At 57.3% G+C, this 17,396-nt stretch carries 15 protein-coding genes and 1 tRNA gene; 12 read left to right on the top strand and 4 right to left on the bottom strand.

Annotated elements, in window-relative coordinates:
* Window positions 1–7: 7 nt before the first annotated feature.
* Window positions 8–1,078 (bottom strand): zinc-dependent alcohol dehydrogenase, encoded by a 1,071-nt coding sequence (locus tag G7W63_RS14415; RefSeq protein ID WP_166259551.1) that lies wholly within the window; start codon window positions 1,076–1,078, stop codon window positions 8–10.
* A gap of 218 nt (window positions 1,079–1,296) precedes the next feature.
* Between G7W63_RS14415 and G7W63_RS14410 the strand changes: the two genes are divergently transcribed.
* The 4 genes from G7W63_RS14410 to G7W63_RS14395 all read left to right on the top strand — a co-directional run bounded on the left by G7W63_RS14410 (window position 1,297) and on the right by G7W63_RS14395 (window position 5,076).
* Entirely contained in the window at window positions 1,297–2,046 is a 750-nt protein-coding gene (locus G7W63_RS14410) for a CDP-alcohol phosphatidyltransferase family protein (RefSeq protein WP_166259548.1), read from the top strand.
* 13 nt (window positions 2,047–2,059) lie between these two features.
* Window positions 2,060–2,668, top strand: coding sequence for a YceI family protein (locus G7W63_RS14405; RefSeq protein WP_166259545.1), 609 nt, complete (start codon window positions 2,060–2,062; stop codon window positions 2,666–2,668).
* Window positions 2,669–2,849: 181 nt separating this feature from the next.
* The gene (locus tag G7W63_RS14400; protein ID WP_166259542.1) at window positions 2,850–3,911 is read left to right on the top strand and encodes a hypothetical protein; all 1,062 of its coding nucleotides are present in this window, start codon (window positions 2,850–2,852) and stop codon (window positions 3,909–3,911) included.
* Window positions 3,912–3,987: 76 nt separating this feature from the next.
* The gene (locus G7W63_RS14395) at window positions 3,988–5,076 is read left to right on the top strand and encodes a hypothetical protein (RefSeq protein ID WP_166259539.1); all 1,089 of its coding nucleotides are present in this window, start codon (window positions 3,988–3,990) and stop codon (window positions 5,074–5,076) included.
* 66 nt (window positions 5,077–5,142) lie between these two features.
* On the opposite strand, the gene G7W63_RS14390 is transcribed toward G7W63_RS14395, so the two are convergent.
* Window positions 5,143–6,090, bottom strand: coding sequence for a hypothetical protein (locus G7W63_RS14390; protein ID WP_166259536.1), 948 nt, complete (start codon window positions 6,088–6,090; stop codon window positions 5,143–5,145).
* A gap of 191 nt (window positions 6,091–6,281) precedes the next feature.
* Between G7W63_RS14390 and G7W63_RS14385 the strand changes: the two genes are divergently transcribed.
* Together G7W63_RS14385 and G7W63_RS14380 are read left to right on the top strand one after the other, a co-directional pair.
* On the top strand, window positions 6,282–7,235 hold the full coding sequence (locus tag G7W63_RS14385) for a DMT family transporter (protein ID WP_166260213.1): 954 nt from the start codon (window positions 6,282–6,284) through the stop codon (window positions 7,233–7,235).
* Window positions 7,236–7,337: 102 nt separating this feature from the next.
* A tRNA-Val gene (locus tag G7W63_RS14380) sits at window positions 7,338–7,414 on the top strand.
* Between the two features lie 266 nt (window positions 7,415–7,680).
* Here G7W63_RS14380 and G7W63_RS14375 read toward each other — a convergent pair.
* On the bottom strand, window positions 7,681–8,475 hold the full coding sequence (locus tag G7W63_RS14375) for an enoyl-CoA hydratase/isomerase family protein (RefSeq protein WP_166259533.1): 795 nt from the start codon (window positions 8,473–8,475) through the stop codon (window positions 7,681–7,683).
* A 248-nt stretch (window positions 8,476–8,723) separates the two neighbouring features.
* Here G7W63_RS14375 and G7W63_RS14370 point away from each other — a divergent pair, with 248 nt between their 5' ends.
* Genes G7W63_RS14370 through G7W63_RS14345 form a run of 6 tightly spaced genes read left to right on the top strand, consistent with a single transcriptional unit; the run spans window position 8,724 to window position 15,347 of the window.
* Entirely contained in the window at window positions 8,724–9,539 is an 816-nt protein-coding gene (locus G7W63_RS14370; RefSeq protein WP_166259530.1) for an ABC transporter ATP-binding protein, read from the top strand.
* Window positions 9,539–10,417, top strand: coding sequence for a branched-chain amino acid ABC transporter permease (locus tag G7W63_RS14365; RefSeq protein ID WP_166259527.1), 879 nt, complete (start codon window positions 9,539–9,541; stop codon window positions 10,415–10,417). Before G7W63_RS14370 ends, G7W63_RS14365 begins: the two co-directional genes overlap by 1 nt.
* Window position 10,418: 1 nt before the next feature.
* A complete protein-coding gene (locus G7W63_RS14360; RefSeq protein WP_166259524.1) occupies window positions 10,419–11,462 on the top strand; it encodes a branched-chain amino acid ABC transporter permease in 1,044 nt (347 codons plus the stop codon).
* Between the two features lie 59 nt (window positions 11,463–11,521).
* The gene (locus tag G7W63_RS14355) at window positions 11,522–12,730 is read left to right on the top strand and encodes an ABC transporter substrate-binding protein (RefSeq protein ID WP_166259521.1); all 1,209 of its coding nucleotides are present in this window, start codon (window positions 11,522–11,524) and stop codon (window positions 12,728–12,730) included.
* An 8-nt stretch (window positions 12,731–12,738) separates the two neighbouring features.
* Complete coding sequence (locus G7W63_RS14350; RefSeq protein ID WP_166259518.1) at window positions 12,739–13,548, top strand: ABC transporter ATP-binding protein; 810 nt, start codon at window positions 12,739–12,741, stop codon at window positions 13,546–13,548.
* Window positions 13,545–15,347, top strand: a complete 1,803-nt coding sequence (locus G7W63_RS14345) for an AMP-dependent synthetase/ligase (protein ID WP_166259516.1) — start codon at window positions 13,545–13,547, stop codon at window positions 15,345–15,347. The genes G7W63_RS14350 and G7W63_RS14345 overlap by 4 nt, the downstream gene beginning before the upstream one ends.
* Before the next feature lie 96 nt (window positions 15,348–15,443).
* Here G7W63_RS14345 and G7W63_RS14340 read toward each other — a convergent pair whose 3' ends face one another.
* Window positions 15,444–16,814 carry a flavin-containing monooxygenase gene (locus G7W63_RS14340; protein WP_166259513.1) on the bottom strand — a complete coding sequence of 457 codons (1,371 nt, stop codon included), beginning with the start codon at window positions 16,812–16,814 and terminating at the stop codon, window positions 15,444–15,446.
* Window positions 16,815–17,396 lie beyond the last annotated feature (582 nt).

The following is a 17,396-nucleotide window of genomic DNA, read 5'->3' as shown; positions in this document are numbered from 1 at the left end:
GATGGGTTCAGCTATGGTTGTCAGCGCCCGGGTAGATCACCCGGTGGCAGAGTTCACCGTTTCCTGGCTGGCAGAGCCAGGCCATGGTCTCGGGCAGATCCTCGAATCTGCTCTCGCTGGAGAAAAGCGCATCCAGCGCCGGGTCAGCCAGTAACGACAGTGCCAGCCCCAGCCGCCTGCGATAATCCCAGCGGGGTGTTTGAGCCTGATTGATACCACCCACCTGACTTGAGCGGATGGTCAGTCTCTGGGAGTGGAACCGGCCACCCAAGGGTACGTTGACCTCCTGGTCGCCATACCAGCTCATTTCAACAATACGAGCCTCTTTACCAGCCAGACCAAGGGCAGTTCTGAGACCGTCGGGGTGGCCGCTGGCGTGAATAACCAGATCAAAGTCGGTTTCCTGGGTCCGGGTTGCGAAACGCACGCCCAGATGGTCAAGAAGCGCGAGCCGACGCTCATCGGTATCAATGGCTGTAACCCGGGAGCCCGGAATCCGGCTGGCAAGGTAAGCAACCAGGCTGCCCACAACGCCGCAGCCAACAACGGCAATCCTGTCTCCGATTCTTGGCTCGGCATCCCAGAGGCCGTTGATGGCCGTTTCCATGTTGGCCGCCAAGACCGCCCTTGCCGCCGGCACCGACTCAGGCACCGGCACAACGGCTTCGGCCGGCACCCGGAACCGGGTCTGATGGGGAAACAGCGTAAAGACCGCCTGACCCAGCAATGACGATGGTCCCTCGACCACGCACCCGACGTTGGAATAGCCATAGCAGACGGGGAAGGGAAACTCCCCGCGCTGGAAAGGGGCACGCATCCGCTGGAATTCGGACTCGGGAATCCTGTTGAGAAACACCAGACTCTCGGTGCCACGGCTGACGGCCGAGTAAAGGGTTTCGACTTCAATGAGCTGCTGACTTCCTGCTGGTTCTGCATCGGCACCTAAATCGCCTGCCGCCTGGCCCTGGCCCGGATTCACGTCGCGGATCTCGCCTCTTGCTGCTCCGGTCACCCAGAAAGCCCGGGCCGTGCCCGAGGCTGGAGCTGGCGAGCGGGACCTGTGGGTTTTGGCGGTCATGGTGTTTTCCTGTGTCGGTTCCATATCCTCTGCCAGGCCTGCCACCTTCAGGGGGAAGCGGAACGCATCCACACCCCCGATATTGACGTATGCTCTGGTAGAGATCCTTGTCTGCGCAACCAGTCTATCGACATACTGGAATAACGCCCAGTACCTATCTACATACTGGGATAACCTGGTCCCTATGGCTGGCGCAGGTAATACGTTCAGGTGAACTTATGGATTCAACAGCTTCACAATCAGGCAACGCCCCGGGCATCGGTGCCGAGCTGTGCTGGGGTTTGCTCCTGCTTGTGGCTGCCTGGGGCATTGCCGCTGTCCTGCTGTCCTTGCCGGCATCCATTCTATTGCCCGGCGTCCTCCTTTATGGCGTGGTCAGCGCACTGATTGCCTGGAGTTGGCGTAGTTACCAGAATGCTCGGGACTTTGGCTGGGCCAACCGGATTACACTCGTCCGTGCCGTTATGACCTCGCTCCTCGGTGCCGTCGTATTGGTACCGGATGTTCTCCCAGGCCTGGTCTGGCCATTCGCTATCGCCAGCCTCGTGGTGCTTGTTCTTGACGGCTTCGATGGCGCCATTGCCAGGGCAACCCACACCGAGTCCGACTTTGGCGCCCGCTTCGATATGGAGCTGGACGCTTTTTTTATCCTGCTGCTCTGCGGCGCGGTAATCGTACTGGATAAAGCGGGGCCCTGGGTTGTTGCCCTTGGCCTGATGCGCTACGGGTTTCTTGTGGCAGGACAGCTGTGCCCTGCCCTTAAAGCCGATTTGCCGGAGAGCTTCCGACGCAAAACGGTCTGCGTCTGGCAAAGCGCTACCCTGCTGATTGTGATTCTGCCTTTTGTCAGCCCCTGGTTTGCCAGCATTGCCCTGGCTCTGGCGCTGGCCCTTCTGACCTATTCATTTGTGGTGGATACCCTGTGGTTGTTGAGATCGACAACGAGTATCCAAAAACCGACCGGCTGACAAGGAGAATTCCATGGGAGCAAGACAGGCAAGGTTTTTCCCAACATGCGCCGTCGCCCTGCTGGGCTTTTTCGGCTATGGCGCCCTGGCCGCCGAGCCCCGTCAGTACATCATTGATGAAGACCATTTCACCATGACATTTGAAGTAAGCCACATCGGCTACGCCAGTGTCATCGGGATGTTTCTTGAGGCTCGGGGCTCCTTTGAATATGACGACGAAGCACAGGTAGTGAGCTCAGGAACGGTGGTGGTGGAAAGCGACAGTGTTTTTTCCAACCACAAAAAGCGCGACGAGCATCTTCGTAAGGATGACTTCCTTGATGTGGATGACCATCCCCGGGTTGAGTTTGAAGTGACTGACTTCATGGCAACCGGAGAGGCTACGGGAGAGCTTACGGGCGAGCTCACGCTGTTGGGAAAGACCCGGCCGGTCACCCTGGATGTCACGTTGAACAAAGCGGCCGAGTACCCCATCGGACACGGCAAGTACACCCTCGGGATATCGGCCCGCGCCACCATAAAACGTAGTGAATGGGGCATGATCTACGCCCTGGACCCGAAGCTGGTGGGTGATGAAGTGAAACTGCGTTTCGAGTTTGAGGCCATTCGCAACGATCAGTAAAACTGCCACCCTGCTCTCCTGAATGCGCCCGCAATAAACTGTGACTTGGGTCACGCGGGCACAACAAAACGGCACAATCTTCCCGTTTCCATTGCCGGGGTCCGTTTGGCTATGTATGTTTTTTAAACAACAATAACTTTGAACCCGCTTTCATTTCTTAGGCGGCGAAAACGGAAACGCTATGGCACTTCGGGGATTCCTGGTCATTTCTACGCTGGTTGGCAGTGCTGCCGGCCTTGGCTTCCTGTTATCTGCAGAGCACCAGAACTGGGCCTGGCCCGGTAGCTCTGAAACCACCACCAATCCCCCTACCCAGCTCCAGAAAGGCGCCTCGAACGCATCCAGCCCAACCGGGACGCCCCAGGCCCCGCCGCCAGACGACCCGGTGCGATTCATGTTGGCCAATGTGGCGGAACAGTACCAGGAGGCATCACGTTACCCGGCCTACTCTGTGCCCCTGACCGAAGCCCAGGCTAAAGCCTACCGGGGTAATCACTATGAGCCTGTGGACCTGCCCCTGGCCGATGGCGGTCAGTTCAGTGTTTCCCTGGAGAAATACCGCTTCACTCGGGGTGACGAGATCCTGGTCGTTGCAAGCCTGTCCGGACCCGAGGTAGTGAATCGGACCATGGACGTCACACTTGAGTCCGCGGCTGACCAGACCAAAGCCGAACAGGGAACCCTCGAATTCCAGGAGGACGGCTACTACCAGGGCGTGCTGGACAGCGACATTGAACCCGGGGAATACCGGCTGATTGTTGAGGCGACGGTAGACAGCAAGCCTTTGCGTCACGTATCGACCCTGACGGTAGAGCCCTATCTTGGTGAGATCGAGGGTCTTGGCGACACCCGTATCACTGGTAACGACCTGATCATTCCGGTGGAATTCGACGCCGATGAGGGCGGCCACTACGGACTCAGCGCACAACTCTATGCTGACGGCCAGCCAGTGGCCCAGCTGAACAGCGAGAAAAACCTTGGCAGCGGCTCGGACGCCTTTGAGCTCAAGGCCCATGGGTCGGTTCTTGCCGACAAGGCGGACGCCAAAGAGCTGCAGCTGAAAGGATTGCAGATACGCCGGCTGCCAGCGCGTCCCGGCGACCGCACGGATTACGCTTTCGGTCCCGACGAAGGCTTTACATTTACACCACCGGACCTGGACCAACTGGAGAATACCCGGGCCCGAAACCCAGAATCAGAAGAGCGCGCCGCCCTGCTGAACAAGATGACGGCGGGCTTCTGATAGCGGCTTTGCGCCGCAGATCCAGCAACGTTGCAGTACCTAAATAACAACAACGTGTACAAGGACGGAGCGAACGATGAAATCAACAAAGACAACACTTACCAGAAAGACACTGCTCGCCACGGCGGTCATGTCAGCCAGTCTGTTTGCCGCCAGCACCAGCGCCCAGTTGGCCGGCCACAATGTAATACTCGTGCATGGGTTTCAGCAGGAGGACCTGTCCGACCCACCCGCCAATCTCGATGAAGTTAAAGCAGCCGGGGAAGACTACTGGCGCACCTTCTGGCTGTCCCGGGCTGAGGCTAGAATCGACTGGCCCAGTAATGGCCGTGTCGAGGGCTCTATTGCAGAGCAGGCATATCAGCAAATGCAGTCCATTAGCCAGCAGGGGCTGTGCGACAATTACTGCATCGTGGTGTCCCACTCGACCGGTGACCTGGTGACCCGATACCTGCTGGAAAACCAGGCCCGCTGGTTGCAGGCTGACGGCCTGCCGCCGCTGAAGATACTGACTTCCCTGGACTTCTCTGGCGCCGGCGGCGGTACTGAGCTGGCCGACCTGGCGGTAAGCATCGCCTACAACGACAGCTGGTACCTGGCGCCCGTCAAAGCTGCGGTGAAGGCGTTCACCGGCATAACCCCCACGCCCGGCAGGCTCGGGGTTGTGAACGACCTTCAGACCAATACGGCACGGAACCTGGCAGTGGGGCCCAACGATATTCCCCGCATCCGGCTGGTCGCAGGTGGCTCCTCCTACGGGGGCATAACCAAGCCCTTTATCGAAGGCAAGGATGATGGAGTGGTTCCGGTGCACTCCGCCTGTGGCGCAACCACCGCAGAGGGCATCGACTCCTGCGTGTCCAATCTCAGCCTCGGGGGCAAGTACACCAGCCAGAATGGCCCCGACGGGCTCTATTACAATCACTACCCGGTATTGATGAACGAGGACGTGTCCCATAGCGGGGTCCTGGGCAGCGAAACCGGTAACATTTCCGTGCCCGTGGTGAACAACACAACCCTGAACGGCTTCCGGGTCGACTTTGCCAGCCGCACATACAACCAGCGTGCCTGGTGGCAATGGTGGGGAGCGGGAGACCGGTACATTGAAGTGCCTGGCTCGGACCAGACGGATATGTCAAGCCTGGTTTACAACACCTTGAACTGATCAGGGATGACCATGGCCCAGGGATGGGTCATGGTTGGCAGCCTGGCCTGCCAACTGACTCCAGGGTTATTCTGGAGCCTTTGAATGAGGGATATTCTGTTCAAGGAGCAGCCCCCTCGATTCAGCCCAGGCGCGGGAGTCGAAATCAAAAAGATAGTCAACGTATGCTCTCGCCTGATGGATACTCCAGACTCCGGAACGGACACTGGGCCAAAGTTCCGCCTCTGCAACATCAATAATGATGGGACCGGGGTAAAACCTCGCTGGTACCCATTCATAGCCAAGGGCAGCCACAACCGAGGCCCTGTGGTGTCCGCCGCCATTGACTACGAATAACAATTCGTCGTTTCGCTTCAAAACCCTTACGTTAATATTGGCGCCAGGGGAAAAACCATTGTTCCTGATCGAGTCTACCAACTGGGTGAGCCGCCTCAGTTCAAGCTTGCGTTTTGCTCTGTGCACTGGGCCGTGCATCATGAAACCGTGGGGGTCGAGAAAAAGATCGTCCCTTCCGTTTGCGACGTTTTCCTGATAAGTCCATGCTCTTGCGAGGGAATCGATCGTTTCAGCAGAGCGAGCGTTCCAGGGAGCGAGGTAGTAAATATGCGAGGGCGCCTCTGCGAAAAGGGCGGGTGAGTCCGCGAACCCAGGCAGGGCCTCCGCGGCATTATCAGGATGATGGGTCCGGTAATATTTACTCAAGAGTCTGTCTGCAACATCATAGCCGTACTGATTATAGCCATTGGTCACATTCACCATCGGATGCCACTTTTGCTCGCCAAACCCGAACCCCTTCAGCTCAACAAGCCGGTTAACGGGACATTTAAATAGAGCATTTTCTCCACCCCGCTGGTGATACATCGCTTCAATAGGATCATCAAACAGGGGTGGCGGCGATTTCGGAATGCCTCTTCCCAGGGGTTTTCGTCGCAGTTCAAAACCTAAGCTGCCAAACGCAGCATTAATACAGGTCCGGGATAGTTTCATCAATTCAGAGGAAAAACTGGAGTTCATCCTTGTCTCCTGAAGTGCCCCAAATATAGGTGGCTGGGAATTGGGCATCGTGCCGTAATTTTATTTTGTAGAATTAACATCGTGGTGGTCAAATTTACCGGGCAGAGGGGTTGCTCGTTGTCCGGTGACTGCCTGTGGTAATGTTTGCCGCCTGCCCACATGAGCCGAAAGGAATAATCGCCCCGATGCCTTTGTCCAATGCCCATAAGTCCGACCTTTTGCTGGTTGTGGTAACGCTACTTGCGGGCATCAGCTGGATGTTTTCCAAAGAAGCCGTACTGATGATGCCACCGCTTCTGTTCATGGCGCTGCGGTTCTTTCTGGCAGGCGGAGTGCTTGCCATTGCGGCTCACCGACACCTGCGAAGGCTGACCCGTGATCATCTGGTTCGCAGTCTGCAGGTAGGGCTGGTGTTCGGCATTGCCATGAGCTTCTGGGTGATGGGCCTGTTCCACGGCAGTCATGTGGGTGAAGGAGCTTTCCTTACCAGCCTGGGCGTTGTCATTGTGCCGGTCATTGCAAGGATTGTGTTCCGGGAGCCGCAGCCGGTCAGCACCTGGCTGGCCATACCCGTGGCGGTGGCAGGGCTGGCCCTGCTGTCACTGCAGCACGGCTTCAGGCCGGAACCGGGGCAACTATTTTTTGTGGCCGCCGCGTTTATTTTCGCCCTGTTCTTCCTGATGAATACGCGGGCGGCCAATACGCGGGCTGAGACCAACCGCCAGGGCGTCACCGTTCAGAAGGACAGAGTCCCGGCGCTGCTGCTTACCGCCCTCACCCTGCTCACGGTAGGCGGATTTGCCGCTGTACTGTCACTGATACTCGAGCCGGACTGGTCACTGACCTTTGCGGATTTTCCACCCATCCTGATCTGGTGGGTGGTCGCCAGCGCTCTCATTGGCACCGCTGCACGTTTCTATGTTCAGACCTATGCCCAGAGCCTGTCTTCACACAGCCACGGGGTTGTCATTATGGTTCTGGAGCCGGTGTGGGTCGCCCTGTTTGCCGCCGGCTGGTTCCGGGAGACCATGAGCGGGCCCCAGCTTATAGGGTGCACCCTGATCTTTGCCGCGCTTCTGATCAACCGGTGGGCAGTGCTTAGCAAGGCAGTGCGGGGCTGGCTTCGACCCGTGCGAACCTCCTAACGGGCAGCCATCCGGTTCATAAAGAGGTTGACCGCTTGAGCCGGTATCAGTATATTTCCTCCCCGTTGCAACAGCGGTACACTATAGGCACGGATGCATCGCAGGACCATAGCTCAGTTGGTTAGAGCGCTGCCTTGACATGGCAGAGGTCGGCAGTTCAAATCTGCCTGGTCCTACCAATTTTTCAATGGCTTACTTTTATCTGCTGTGGAATTTTTAAGCTTTCCGGCCGGGTTGCTGGCTGACCTGAGACTATCCGTTCAAGATCCTTTCATCTTACATCGGACAGCATCCTCTCTATCGATCCCCCCATACTTAGAGTTTTCGTCCGTGAGCCAGACCCTCGGGACGACTCCACTCTGCCCCTGATCTCAAGGTTTCCCACTAATAAACATTGCTGTTTACATGATTCATCGTTTTGGCTCTGCTAGGGATAAATAATAGGTCACTGACCGCGAAATTGTGCAGTTCGCTTGGCGAGAAATGCCGAAACACCCTCTGCAAAATCCTCGGTCCGGGTCAGTTCCAGGAACGCCGCCCGCTCTGCTTCCAGGTGGCTGGCCAGCTGATCGCCGAAGGCCCTATCGGTAAGCTCGCGAAAGGCACCAAAGGCCCGGGTGGGGCCGCTGGAAATCTTCCTTATGATTTCGGCCAACAAATTGTCATAGTTGTTTTCCGTGGCAAAATCAGTGATCAAACCCCAGTCTTTAGCTTCGGCTGCGCTCAGCGTCCGGCCCAGCAACATTAATTCCGCGGCCCGGCCGGCACCGATCCTGTGGGAGAGAAACCAGCTGCCGCCACAGTCGGGAACGGCGCCGATGCCGCTGTAGGCGACCAGAAATTTTGCATCTTCGCGCGCAATAATCAGGTCTGCCATCAGTGCCAGGCTCAGCCCGGCACCGGCAGCAACCCCCTTGACTGCTGCTATCACCGGAGCTTCCATACTGCGCAGCAGGAGGATGGCCGGGTTGACCGCGTCCAGAATGGCGCTGACCGCCCTGCCTGCCTGCTCTGGAGAACCTGCCATGCTGGCGATATCCCCGCCCGCCATGTAGGCGCGCCCCGCGCCGGTCAGAACGATACACCGGACATGCGGCAGGTCCTTCAGCCCCTGGACAGCGGCCAGAAAGGCTTCGGCCAGGGGGATGTTGATGGCGTTCAGGGCTTCCGGCCGGTTGAAGGTGAGCGTTGCCACGCCGGTTCCAGAGTCGAAGCTGGTGGTAACCAATCTATCTGTCATATCTGATCTTTCTCTCGCCGCGGCGCATCTGTTGGTCACTTCCCGCGTAAGGTTAGTGTCATCTGTCAGGTAACAGAATAGCGGGGTATGGCTAATGTTGCCTGGATGGACTACTTTAAATCTGGTCGGGGTTTACTCCGGCGACAAGAAAAAAACAAGAATTACAATCATCTTTAGGCGTAATCCGGGTAGGAACAGGGCGTGTTCGCATTCCTCTATACCCGGCGCCATGGATGCCGGGAGGTGAAGTGAGCATCCTTGAAATCAGTAACCTGTCTCTGTCTTTTGGTGGTGTAAAGGCCCTGCAGGAGGTCAGCTTCCGCGTGCCCGAAAACACCATCACTACCATTATCGGCCCGAACGGTGCTGGCAAGACGTCCCTGTTCAACTGCATTTCCGGTTTCTACAAACCCCAGCAGGGCACCATCAGCTATCAGGGCCAGGTGCTTTCAAGTGGTATCAAGCCGCCCCGCAGGGCAGCGCTGGGCCTGGCCCGGACTTTCCAGAATATTGCCCTGTTCCGGGGTATGACCGTGCTGGACAACATCAAACTTGGCGCCCACGTCCACATGAAAAGTGGCCTGCTGAGTGCACTGGCCTATTTTGGTCCTGCCCGCCGCGAGGAAATCGCGGTCCGCCGAAATATAGAGCAACGGATTATCGACTTCCTGGAAATCGACCATATCCGCCGCCAGCCGGTGTCGAGTCTCTCCTATGGTTTGCAGAAGCGGGTGGAGCTGGCGCGGGCACTGGCCATGCAACCGACAGTGCTGATGCTGGACGAGCCGGTGGCTGGCATGAACCGCGAGGAAAAGGAAGACATGGCCCGTTTCATTCTGGATATCCGGGAGGAATGGGACATTACCGTGCTGATGGTGGAGCACGACATGGGCATGGTGATGGATATCTCCGACCATATTGCGGTGCTCAATTTTGGCCAGGTGATTACCGAGGGTCTGCCGGCGGATGTCCAGAAAAACCCGGAGGTGATCAAGGCCTACCTTGGTAACAGTGACATCGACAGTTTACGCAAGAAGCTCAATCCGGAAGGGGTGGCCGCCTGATGGATTGGATGTTCTTTGGTGAAATAAGCCTGGCGGGTCTCGCCATGGGCGGGCTCTACGCGCTGATTGCCCTGGGTTTTGTCATCATCTACAAGGCAACCCGGGTCATCAATTTTGCCATTGGCGAAATCATGATGTTTGCCGCCTACCTGTTCCTGGCCTTTGCTGGCGGTATGGAGATGTCGGCCTGGATTGCGCTGCCACTGGCGGTGATCGGCGGCAGTCTTCTGGGCGGGGTGATCGAGAAGACCATGATCCGACCGATGCTGGGGGAGTCGCCGATTTCAGTGGTGATGGTGACCATCGGTATTGCCAGTATCCTGGTTGGTCTGGTGGAGTTTATCTGGACCGCCGATCCGCAACTGCTTCCGAGTTTTCTGCCCCGGGAGCCAGTGTTTATCGGTGATCTCTACCTGGCTCCGAAAATTGCCTACGGCTTCCTGATCGGTTCCGCCGTGCTGATTGTTTATTTGCTCTATTTCCGCTTCTCCCGGGGCGGCGTAGCCTTGCGTGCGACTGCCTCGGATCAGGCCGCCGCCTATTCCATGGGCATCAACGTACGCCGGGTATTCAATATGGCCTGGGTGTTCGGTTCGCTTGCCGCCTCACTGGCCGGCGTACTGGTGGCGGCCACCGGTGGCCTCAGCCCCCAGTTCGGGATCATCGGACTGAGTGTGCTGGTGGTGGTCATTGTCGGTGGACTGGACAGCATTTTGGGGGCGCTGATTGCCGGTGTGTTCATTGGCTGGCTGGAAACCGTGGCGGGTGCCTATTTCGGTGGCGAGTACCGGATGCCGGCTACTTTTCTGGTTCTGGCGGTGATTCTGGTTATTCGACCCTATGGCCTCTTCGGCACCCACGAAATAGAGCGAGTGTAAGATGCGGATTGGTGACGCAAAACAGACTTACGAGGCCGATGAGGCGATCTGGACCACGTCTACCCAGAAGTTCTGGTTTGGTCTTTCCCTGCTGTTTCTGCTGGTGTTTCCGTTTATGGCGGATTCCTACCTTCTGTACCTGGGATGCCTGGTGGGTATTGCTGTTATCAGCACCACTGGCCTGAATATCCTTACCGGCTTTACCGGCCTGATTTCCCTGGGCCAGGCAGGCTTTATGGGGGTTGGCGCCTATACGGTGGCCTGGCTCTCCGTCAATACCGGCCTGCCGTTCCCGGTAACCCTGTTGCTTGCTGGGTTCATGGCCGCCGCTGTAGGTATTCTGGTGGGCCTGCCCTCACTGCGGGTCAAGGGACTGTACCTGGCCATTGCCACCCTGGCGGCCAGCGTTTTCCTGCATTTCATTTTCGCAGAGTGGGAATCGGTGACCGGCGGCATGGGCGGCTTGAGTCTGGAGCCGGCGCACCTGTTCGGGTGGTCTTTCCAGAGTGATTTCATGATGTATTTCGTCATTGTGCCGCTGGCGGTGCTGATGGTGCTCGCCGCCGCCAATGTATTCCGGACCCGGATCGGTCGGGCTTTCATTGCCATTCGGGACCGTGACATTTCTGCAGAGATTCTTGGTATTGACCTGCTGCGATACAAGCTGATGTCCTTTGCGCTGAGCTCCTTCTACGCTGGCATAGCCGGAGGTCTGTTCGCCTACTTCTACCGGGTGGTAACACCGGAGAGTTTTCCGTTGTCCATGTCGATCTTTTACCTGGCAGCAGTCATTGTGGGAGGCATGGGCAACCTGCTGGGGGGCATACTCGGCGCGGCCTTTATGACGCTGGTGCCGGAAGCATTGAAACTGCTGACTTCGGCCCTAACACCGTTCTATCCAAACGCTCCTGTGTTCATGTCGCCCATGCTGGAGATCATTTTTGGTGCCCTGATTGTGGGCTTTCTGATTTTCGAACCCCATGGCCTCGCGGAGATATGGCATCGCATCCGCCGTTTCTTCCACCTGTGGCCGTTCAAGAATTAACCGTGTTTCAACGACAACCGATGCACCACCAACAACAAGAAGCAGCAAGGAGAAGAAACATGTTCAGAAACATACTTAACAAAGGCCGCAGGCTTGCCGGGCTTGGCGGCCTGGTAGCTGCCTTGACAGTGGCGGCTCCGGCCATGGCCCAGGACAAGGAACCTATCGTGTTCGGCGGCTCCATTCCGCTGTCCGGGGTGTTTGCCTTTGCCGGGATTCACATCCATGCGGGGCTGACCGACTACACCGACTGGATCAACAGCGAGGGTGGCATCAATGGCCATCAGGTGAAGTACGTGATGGAAGATACTGCGTACGAAGTGGACCGCTCGGTGGCTGCCTTCAAGAAAATTTCCGGCAGTGAATCACCGGCCACCTATTACGGGGACAGTACCGGGTTCATGAAGGCCATCGCCTCGGAGCTGAACAGCCAGGGCAATACCCTGATGAGCGGAGCGTCCTTCGCGACTGCTCTGACGGATAACGAGCAATACCCCTATCAGTTTATCCCGGGACCCAACTACAGCCAGATGTTCGGCATTATCCTGGAATACATCGCTTCCCAAGGTGAAGGTGGGGACATGCCAACGGTGGCCTTTGTCTACAGCGACACCGAGTTTGGCAAGGACCCGATCGAGAATGGCAAGGCCCGCGCCGCCGAGCTGGGTATCGCGGTGGTTGAGGACATCGTCACCAAACCCGGTAGCGTGGACGTGTCCTCTGAAATCCTGAAGCTGCGCCGGGTCCGCCCGGATTACGTGGTATTCCACGGTTACGTTCTGTCGCCGATCAACGAGTTCATGGTGCAGATGCGCCAGATGGGGCTGGATACCAAATTCATGGGTACCTTCTGGTCTTCGGACAAGCTGATCATCGACAAGATGGGCGCGGATGCGGACGGCTACATGGGTGTTATGCCCTACAACTACTATGACAGCGAAGAAAGCGGGCCGATGCTTGACGCGCTCAGGGCTCAGGCCGAGAAGAGCGACCCGGAGGCTGATTACCGCCCGACCGGCTACATGCAGGCCTGGTTCAATGCCATGGTCTGGACCGAGGTCATCAAGCGTACCCTCGACGCCGACAAGGAATTGACCGCTGACAACATGGCTGAGGCACTGGCCTCCATCGAAGACTGGGACACAGGCGGCATCATCGGCATACCGGTAACCGTCAGGGACATGTCTTTTCCGGTTGGCCGTATCTGGAGGGTCAATGCCGAAGCAGGCCGTTACGAGCCAGTATCGGACTGGATTCACCTCGACTGAGGGGCTGTATGAAAGCCTTACTGGAAATCGATAACATCGAGGTGGTTTACAACAAGTCGGTGCAGGTCCTGCGGGGCCTGTCACTGCGGGTACCGGAGGGTGCCATTGTGGCGCTGCTCGGCTCCAACGGCGCGGGCAAGTCCACCACACTGAAAAGTGTTTCCGGCCTGTTGACCCTCGAAAACGGCGAAGTTACCGCCGGGGAGGTGCGTTTCCAGGGCAAGGATGTAAAGGGCACACCGCCCGAAAAACTGGTGCGCAACGGACTGTTTCATGTGATGGAAGGCCGCCGTGTGTTTGAAGACCTGACGGTGGAAGAGAACCTGATTGCTGCCACCTATGCACTCACTGGCAATAAGCCATCCCTGAGTGACAGCTATGAACTGGTCTACAACTACTTTCCGCGACTGAGGGAGCGTCGCAAACAACTGGCGGGGTACCTGTCCGGCGGCGAGCAACAGATGCTGGCCCTTGGCCGGGCACTGATTGCCCAGCCGCGGCTGATCATGCTGGATGAACCCTCGCTGGGCCTGGCGCCGTTGCTGGTGGAAGAAATTTTCACCATCGTGGCGCGAATCAACCGGGAGCAGGGCACCGCCATTCTGCTGGTGGAACAGAACGCCGCCGTTTCCCTGGCGATCGCATCCTACGGTTACATTATGGAAAACGGCAAGATCGTGATTGACGGGCCGGCTGATAAACTTACCGCCAACGAGGATGTCCGGGAGTTCTACCTCGGGGTGGGTGGCAAGGAAGGCGAAGCCCGCAGTTACCGTGACATCAAGCACTACAAACGCCGCAAACGGTGGCTTTCATGACAACACCTTCCATACCCGATCTGACCCTGACCCAGATGTTGCGGGCCCACGCCAAAGAGCGGCCCGACGCGCTGGCTCTGCGACAGAAGGATTTCGGCATCTGGAAGGCCTATGCCTGGCAGGATTATTATCGGCGGGCCCGGCATTTCGGGCTGGGACTCCATGCACTGGGGCTCCAGGAAGGTGGCCATGTGGCCATCATCTCGGAAAACCGGGTGGAGTGGGTCATTGCCCAGATGGGTATAGGCATAGTCCGGGGCATCTGTGTGGGCGTCTATCCGACCAGTCCATGGAACGAGGTGGCCTACGTCCTTGAGCACAGCGATGCAGAAATTGTGGTGTGTGAGGATCAGGAGCAGACTGACAAGGTGCTGCAAGCCTGGCCCGACCTGCCAAAGCTGAAGTACACCATCGCCATTGATATGAAGGGTCTTGGCTATTACCCGAAGCCACCGACGGCGTTCGAACATGTCGAAGCCAGAGGCCGAGAGTTTGAAGAAGGCGATCCCGGGCTGGCGGATGAATTGCTGAATGGCCAGCAGATGGATGACACCGCCCTCATGGTTTACACCTCCGGATCTACCGGTCGGCCGAAGGGTGCCATGATCAGCTGGGGTAACCTTCATGCCGCAGCCCCCGGCCTTATTGAGCTGCTGCAGGCAGACGAGCATGGCTCCTGTCTTTCCTACCTCCCGCTATGCCATGTGGCAGAGCAGGCGGTCACCAACATCGGGCCGGTTTACGCGGGCAGTTCCGTCAGCTTCGGTGAGAGCCTGCGGACAATTCAGGAGGATTTGCGGGAAATTGCGCCGACCTTTTTCCTGGGGGTCCCCAGAATATGGGAGAAGCTGCATTCTTCCATCTATATCAAGATCCAGGAAACCGGACGATTCCGGAGGGCACTCTTCAACTGGGCGATCCGGGTGTGTTCGCCCACCGCTACCAGGCCCCGTGCGCAGTGGAGCCTGAAAGAAAAGTGTCTCTACAGCCTCAGCTACTGGCTGGTATTCCGCGCATTGCAGAATTTCATCGGCCTGCGCCGTTGCACCCTCGCGATGACCGGAGCCGCCCCCATTTCCACCGGTATTCTGGAATTTTTCCGGACCATGGGGATTCCTCTGGTAGAAGTCTACGGCCAGACGGAAAGCACAGGCGTTGCAACCGCTCAACCGGTGGATAACGTGCATCTCGGAACCGTGGGTGTTGCAATTGCCGGTGTGGAAGTCAAGCTCGGCGAGCATAACGAGATCATCATGCGCGGTGGCAGCATGTTCAAGGGCTATTACAAGAACGAGGAAACAACCGCTGCAACCCTGAAAGACGGCTGGCTGCACACCGGTGATGTGGGCGAGTGGCGGGACGGCCAGCTCAAGATTGTTGACCGCCTGAAAGACATCATCATTACTGCCGGTGGCAAGAACCTTTCCCCCACCGAGATCGAAAACACCATCAAGGCCAGCCCCTACATCAAGGAATGCATCGTGATTGGCGAGGCCCGGAAGTATGTCTCCGCCCTGATCCAGATTGATTTCGACACGGTTGCGAAGTGGGCCGAGCAGGAGCGGATTGCCTATACCACCTTCCGCAGCCTGACCGAGCAGCAGCGGGTAAACGAACTGATTGAGGCGGAAGTGAACAAAGGCAACGAGCAACTGCCCCAGGTGGCGCAGATCAAGCGTTTCCACCTGTTCACCAAGGAACTAGACCATGACGATGACGAAGTAACGGCCACCATGAAGGTGCGTCGGAGTAAAATCTATGAAAAATACACGGATGTGATTGAGTCGCTTTACGCCTGATCGCATTTTTATAAAAACGCGCTCGACGTACTGTTTCCAGCCAGCGACATCAATTCTGGACTCACTGAACACCCTCTTGAAGACGAGGGATTATCTTCAGGCGGTGCTGTGATGTTCGACTTCCGGCTCCTCGCTGAGGAAGGTTTCGAGGGAATCGTCCATCGCCTGCATCCACGGCGTATGGTGGGTTGGCGCCAGGGTTCCGGTGAGGGTTGAGCGATAGCTCTTATTGCGATAACCGAGAATGTCCGCTTCTTTATGATGTTCCCATTGCTTGAAAATCTCCGCCACGCCTTCGACGTCGAAGGTGGGGTAATCGGTCGGCTGCAACAGATCACGGATATAGGCGGCCTGGAAGTCGATCGCCTGGAACGGATTGTCGACTCCTTGTTCCTGGCTGACCCAGTCCACTCTGTCGGCGGCCATGGCTGACTCGTCCGGCAGGGTGATTCGGTCCAGGATAACGTCCCGTGCGTACCATGCCTGGGCATCGAACATATTGAAGGTGTAGTACTGATCCTGCATTCCCAGGAATACCAGCTTTGGGTTTTTCTCCAGGAAGATGCCCTTGTACAGGCCCTCTGGATAGAGCCGGTTATGAGTGTTCAAAGTCAGCTCGTCCGGCAGGAACGGGAAGTGGTGTTGGTAGCCGGTGCAGAGAATGATGGCATCCACATCCCGACTGCTGCCATCCTTGAAATGGGCCGTCTTGCCGACCACCTTGGTGAGCAGTGGCACTTCCTTGAAAGAGTCTGGCCAGTCGAAGCCCATGGGCTGGCTGCGGTAGCTGAAGGTGACCGATTTCGCGCCGTATTTATGGCACTGGGTGCCGATGTCCTCGGCGGAATAGCTGCTACCGATAAGCAGCAGGTCCTTGCCGGCGAATTCGCAGGCGTCGCGAAAGTCATGGGCATGCATGACGCGGCCCGGGAACTGGTTGAGACCTTCGAAATAAGGCGCGTTAGGTGTAGAGAAATGACCGGTCGCCACTACCACATAGTCGAATTCTTCGGTGCACAGCAGGTCCTCTTTGAGATCCCTTACGGTGACCGCAAATTTGCCGGTTTCTTCTGCATAGTCGACCCAGTGAACCGAGGTATTGAAACGGATGTACTGTCGCGCACCGCTCTTCTCGACTCGCCCCATGATGTAGTCACGGAGTACCGCCCGGGGCGGGTAGGAGGGAATGGGCCGGCCGAAATGCTCCTCGAAGCTGTAGTCTGCAAACTCCAGGCATTCTTTCGGTCCGTTCGACCAGAGGTAGCGATACATGCTGCCGTGCACGGGTTCACCGTAGGCATCAAGGCCGGTGCGCCAGGTGTAGTTCCATAATCCGCCCAGATCACTCTGCTTTTCAAAGCAGACGATCTCGGGAATATCGGTACCGGCGAGGCGTGCCGCTTCGAAGGCACGTAGTTGGGCAAGTCCACTTGGGCCGGCCCCTAGAATGGCGATTCTAAAGCTCATAATGTTCCTCTGTTATCAGGATGTACGTCGTCCGAACTAGCGAGAGCGTGCTCGTTTGGGCGAAAAAATAGTTGTGGCTGGGCACCGCTGTGCCAGCAATGCGGCCCCATAGCCCGGTGGAAACGGTCCACACAGACGCGCGCCAAATGCAGGATTAACTGCGGGCGTAAAAAACCGGAGGCTCCTTTTGCCAAGGGCTACAGGCAATTCGCTTCAGGGCGGAAAATCGTCGTTCTAGCCGTGTCGGCCGAATTGCAAGGTATCGAAGCGTCGCCAGAAGAGGGAGCGCTCGAGGTGGTCGGGAAAGGCAGCGCGTTGCTGTCCTTTGGACTGTTTTGGTAAATAAGAGCCACTACCGTAACACAAAACCGATGTCCTTGCCTGAGGTCAGAACCAACGCCGGCCAGCCTCAGCCGGATCAGTTTAATGACCGTAATCCTGCTGGATTAACCCTCGCTGGACCCGGCGCCGTTGCTAGTGGAGGAAATTGCCACCATCGTGGCGCGAATCAACCGGGAACAGGGCACCGCCATTTGCTAAACACCATAAACGGTGGCATTCATGAAAACACTTTCCATAGCT

Origin of the sequence: Marinobacter salicampi (genome assembly GCF_011074795.1) — a bacterium.
In the GTDB taxonomy this organism is placed as follows: Bacteria; Pseudomonadota; Gammaproteobacteria; order Pseudomonadales; family Oleiphilaceae; genus Marinobacter; species Marinobacter salicampi.
The sequence above is the reverse complement of the archived record's forward strand: the minus strand, read 5'-3'. Positions and strand labels throughout refer to the sequence as shown.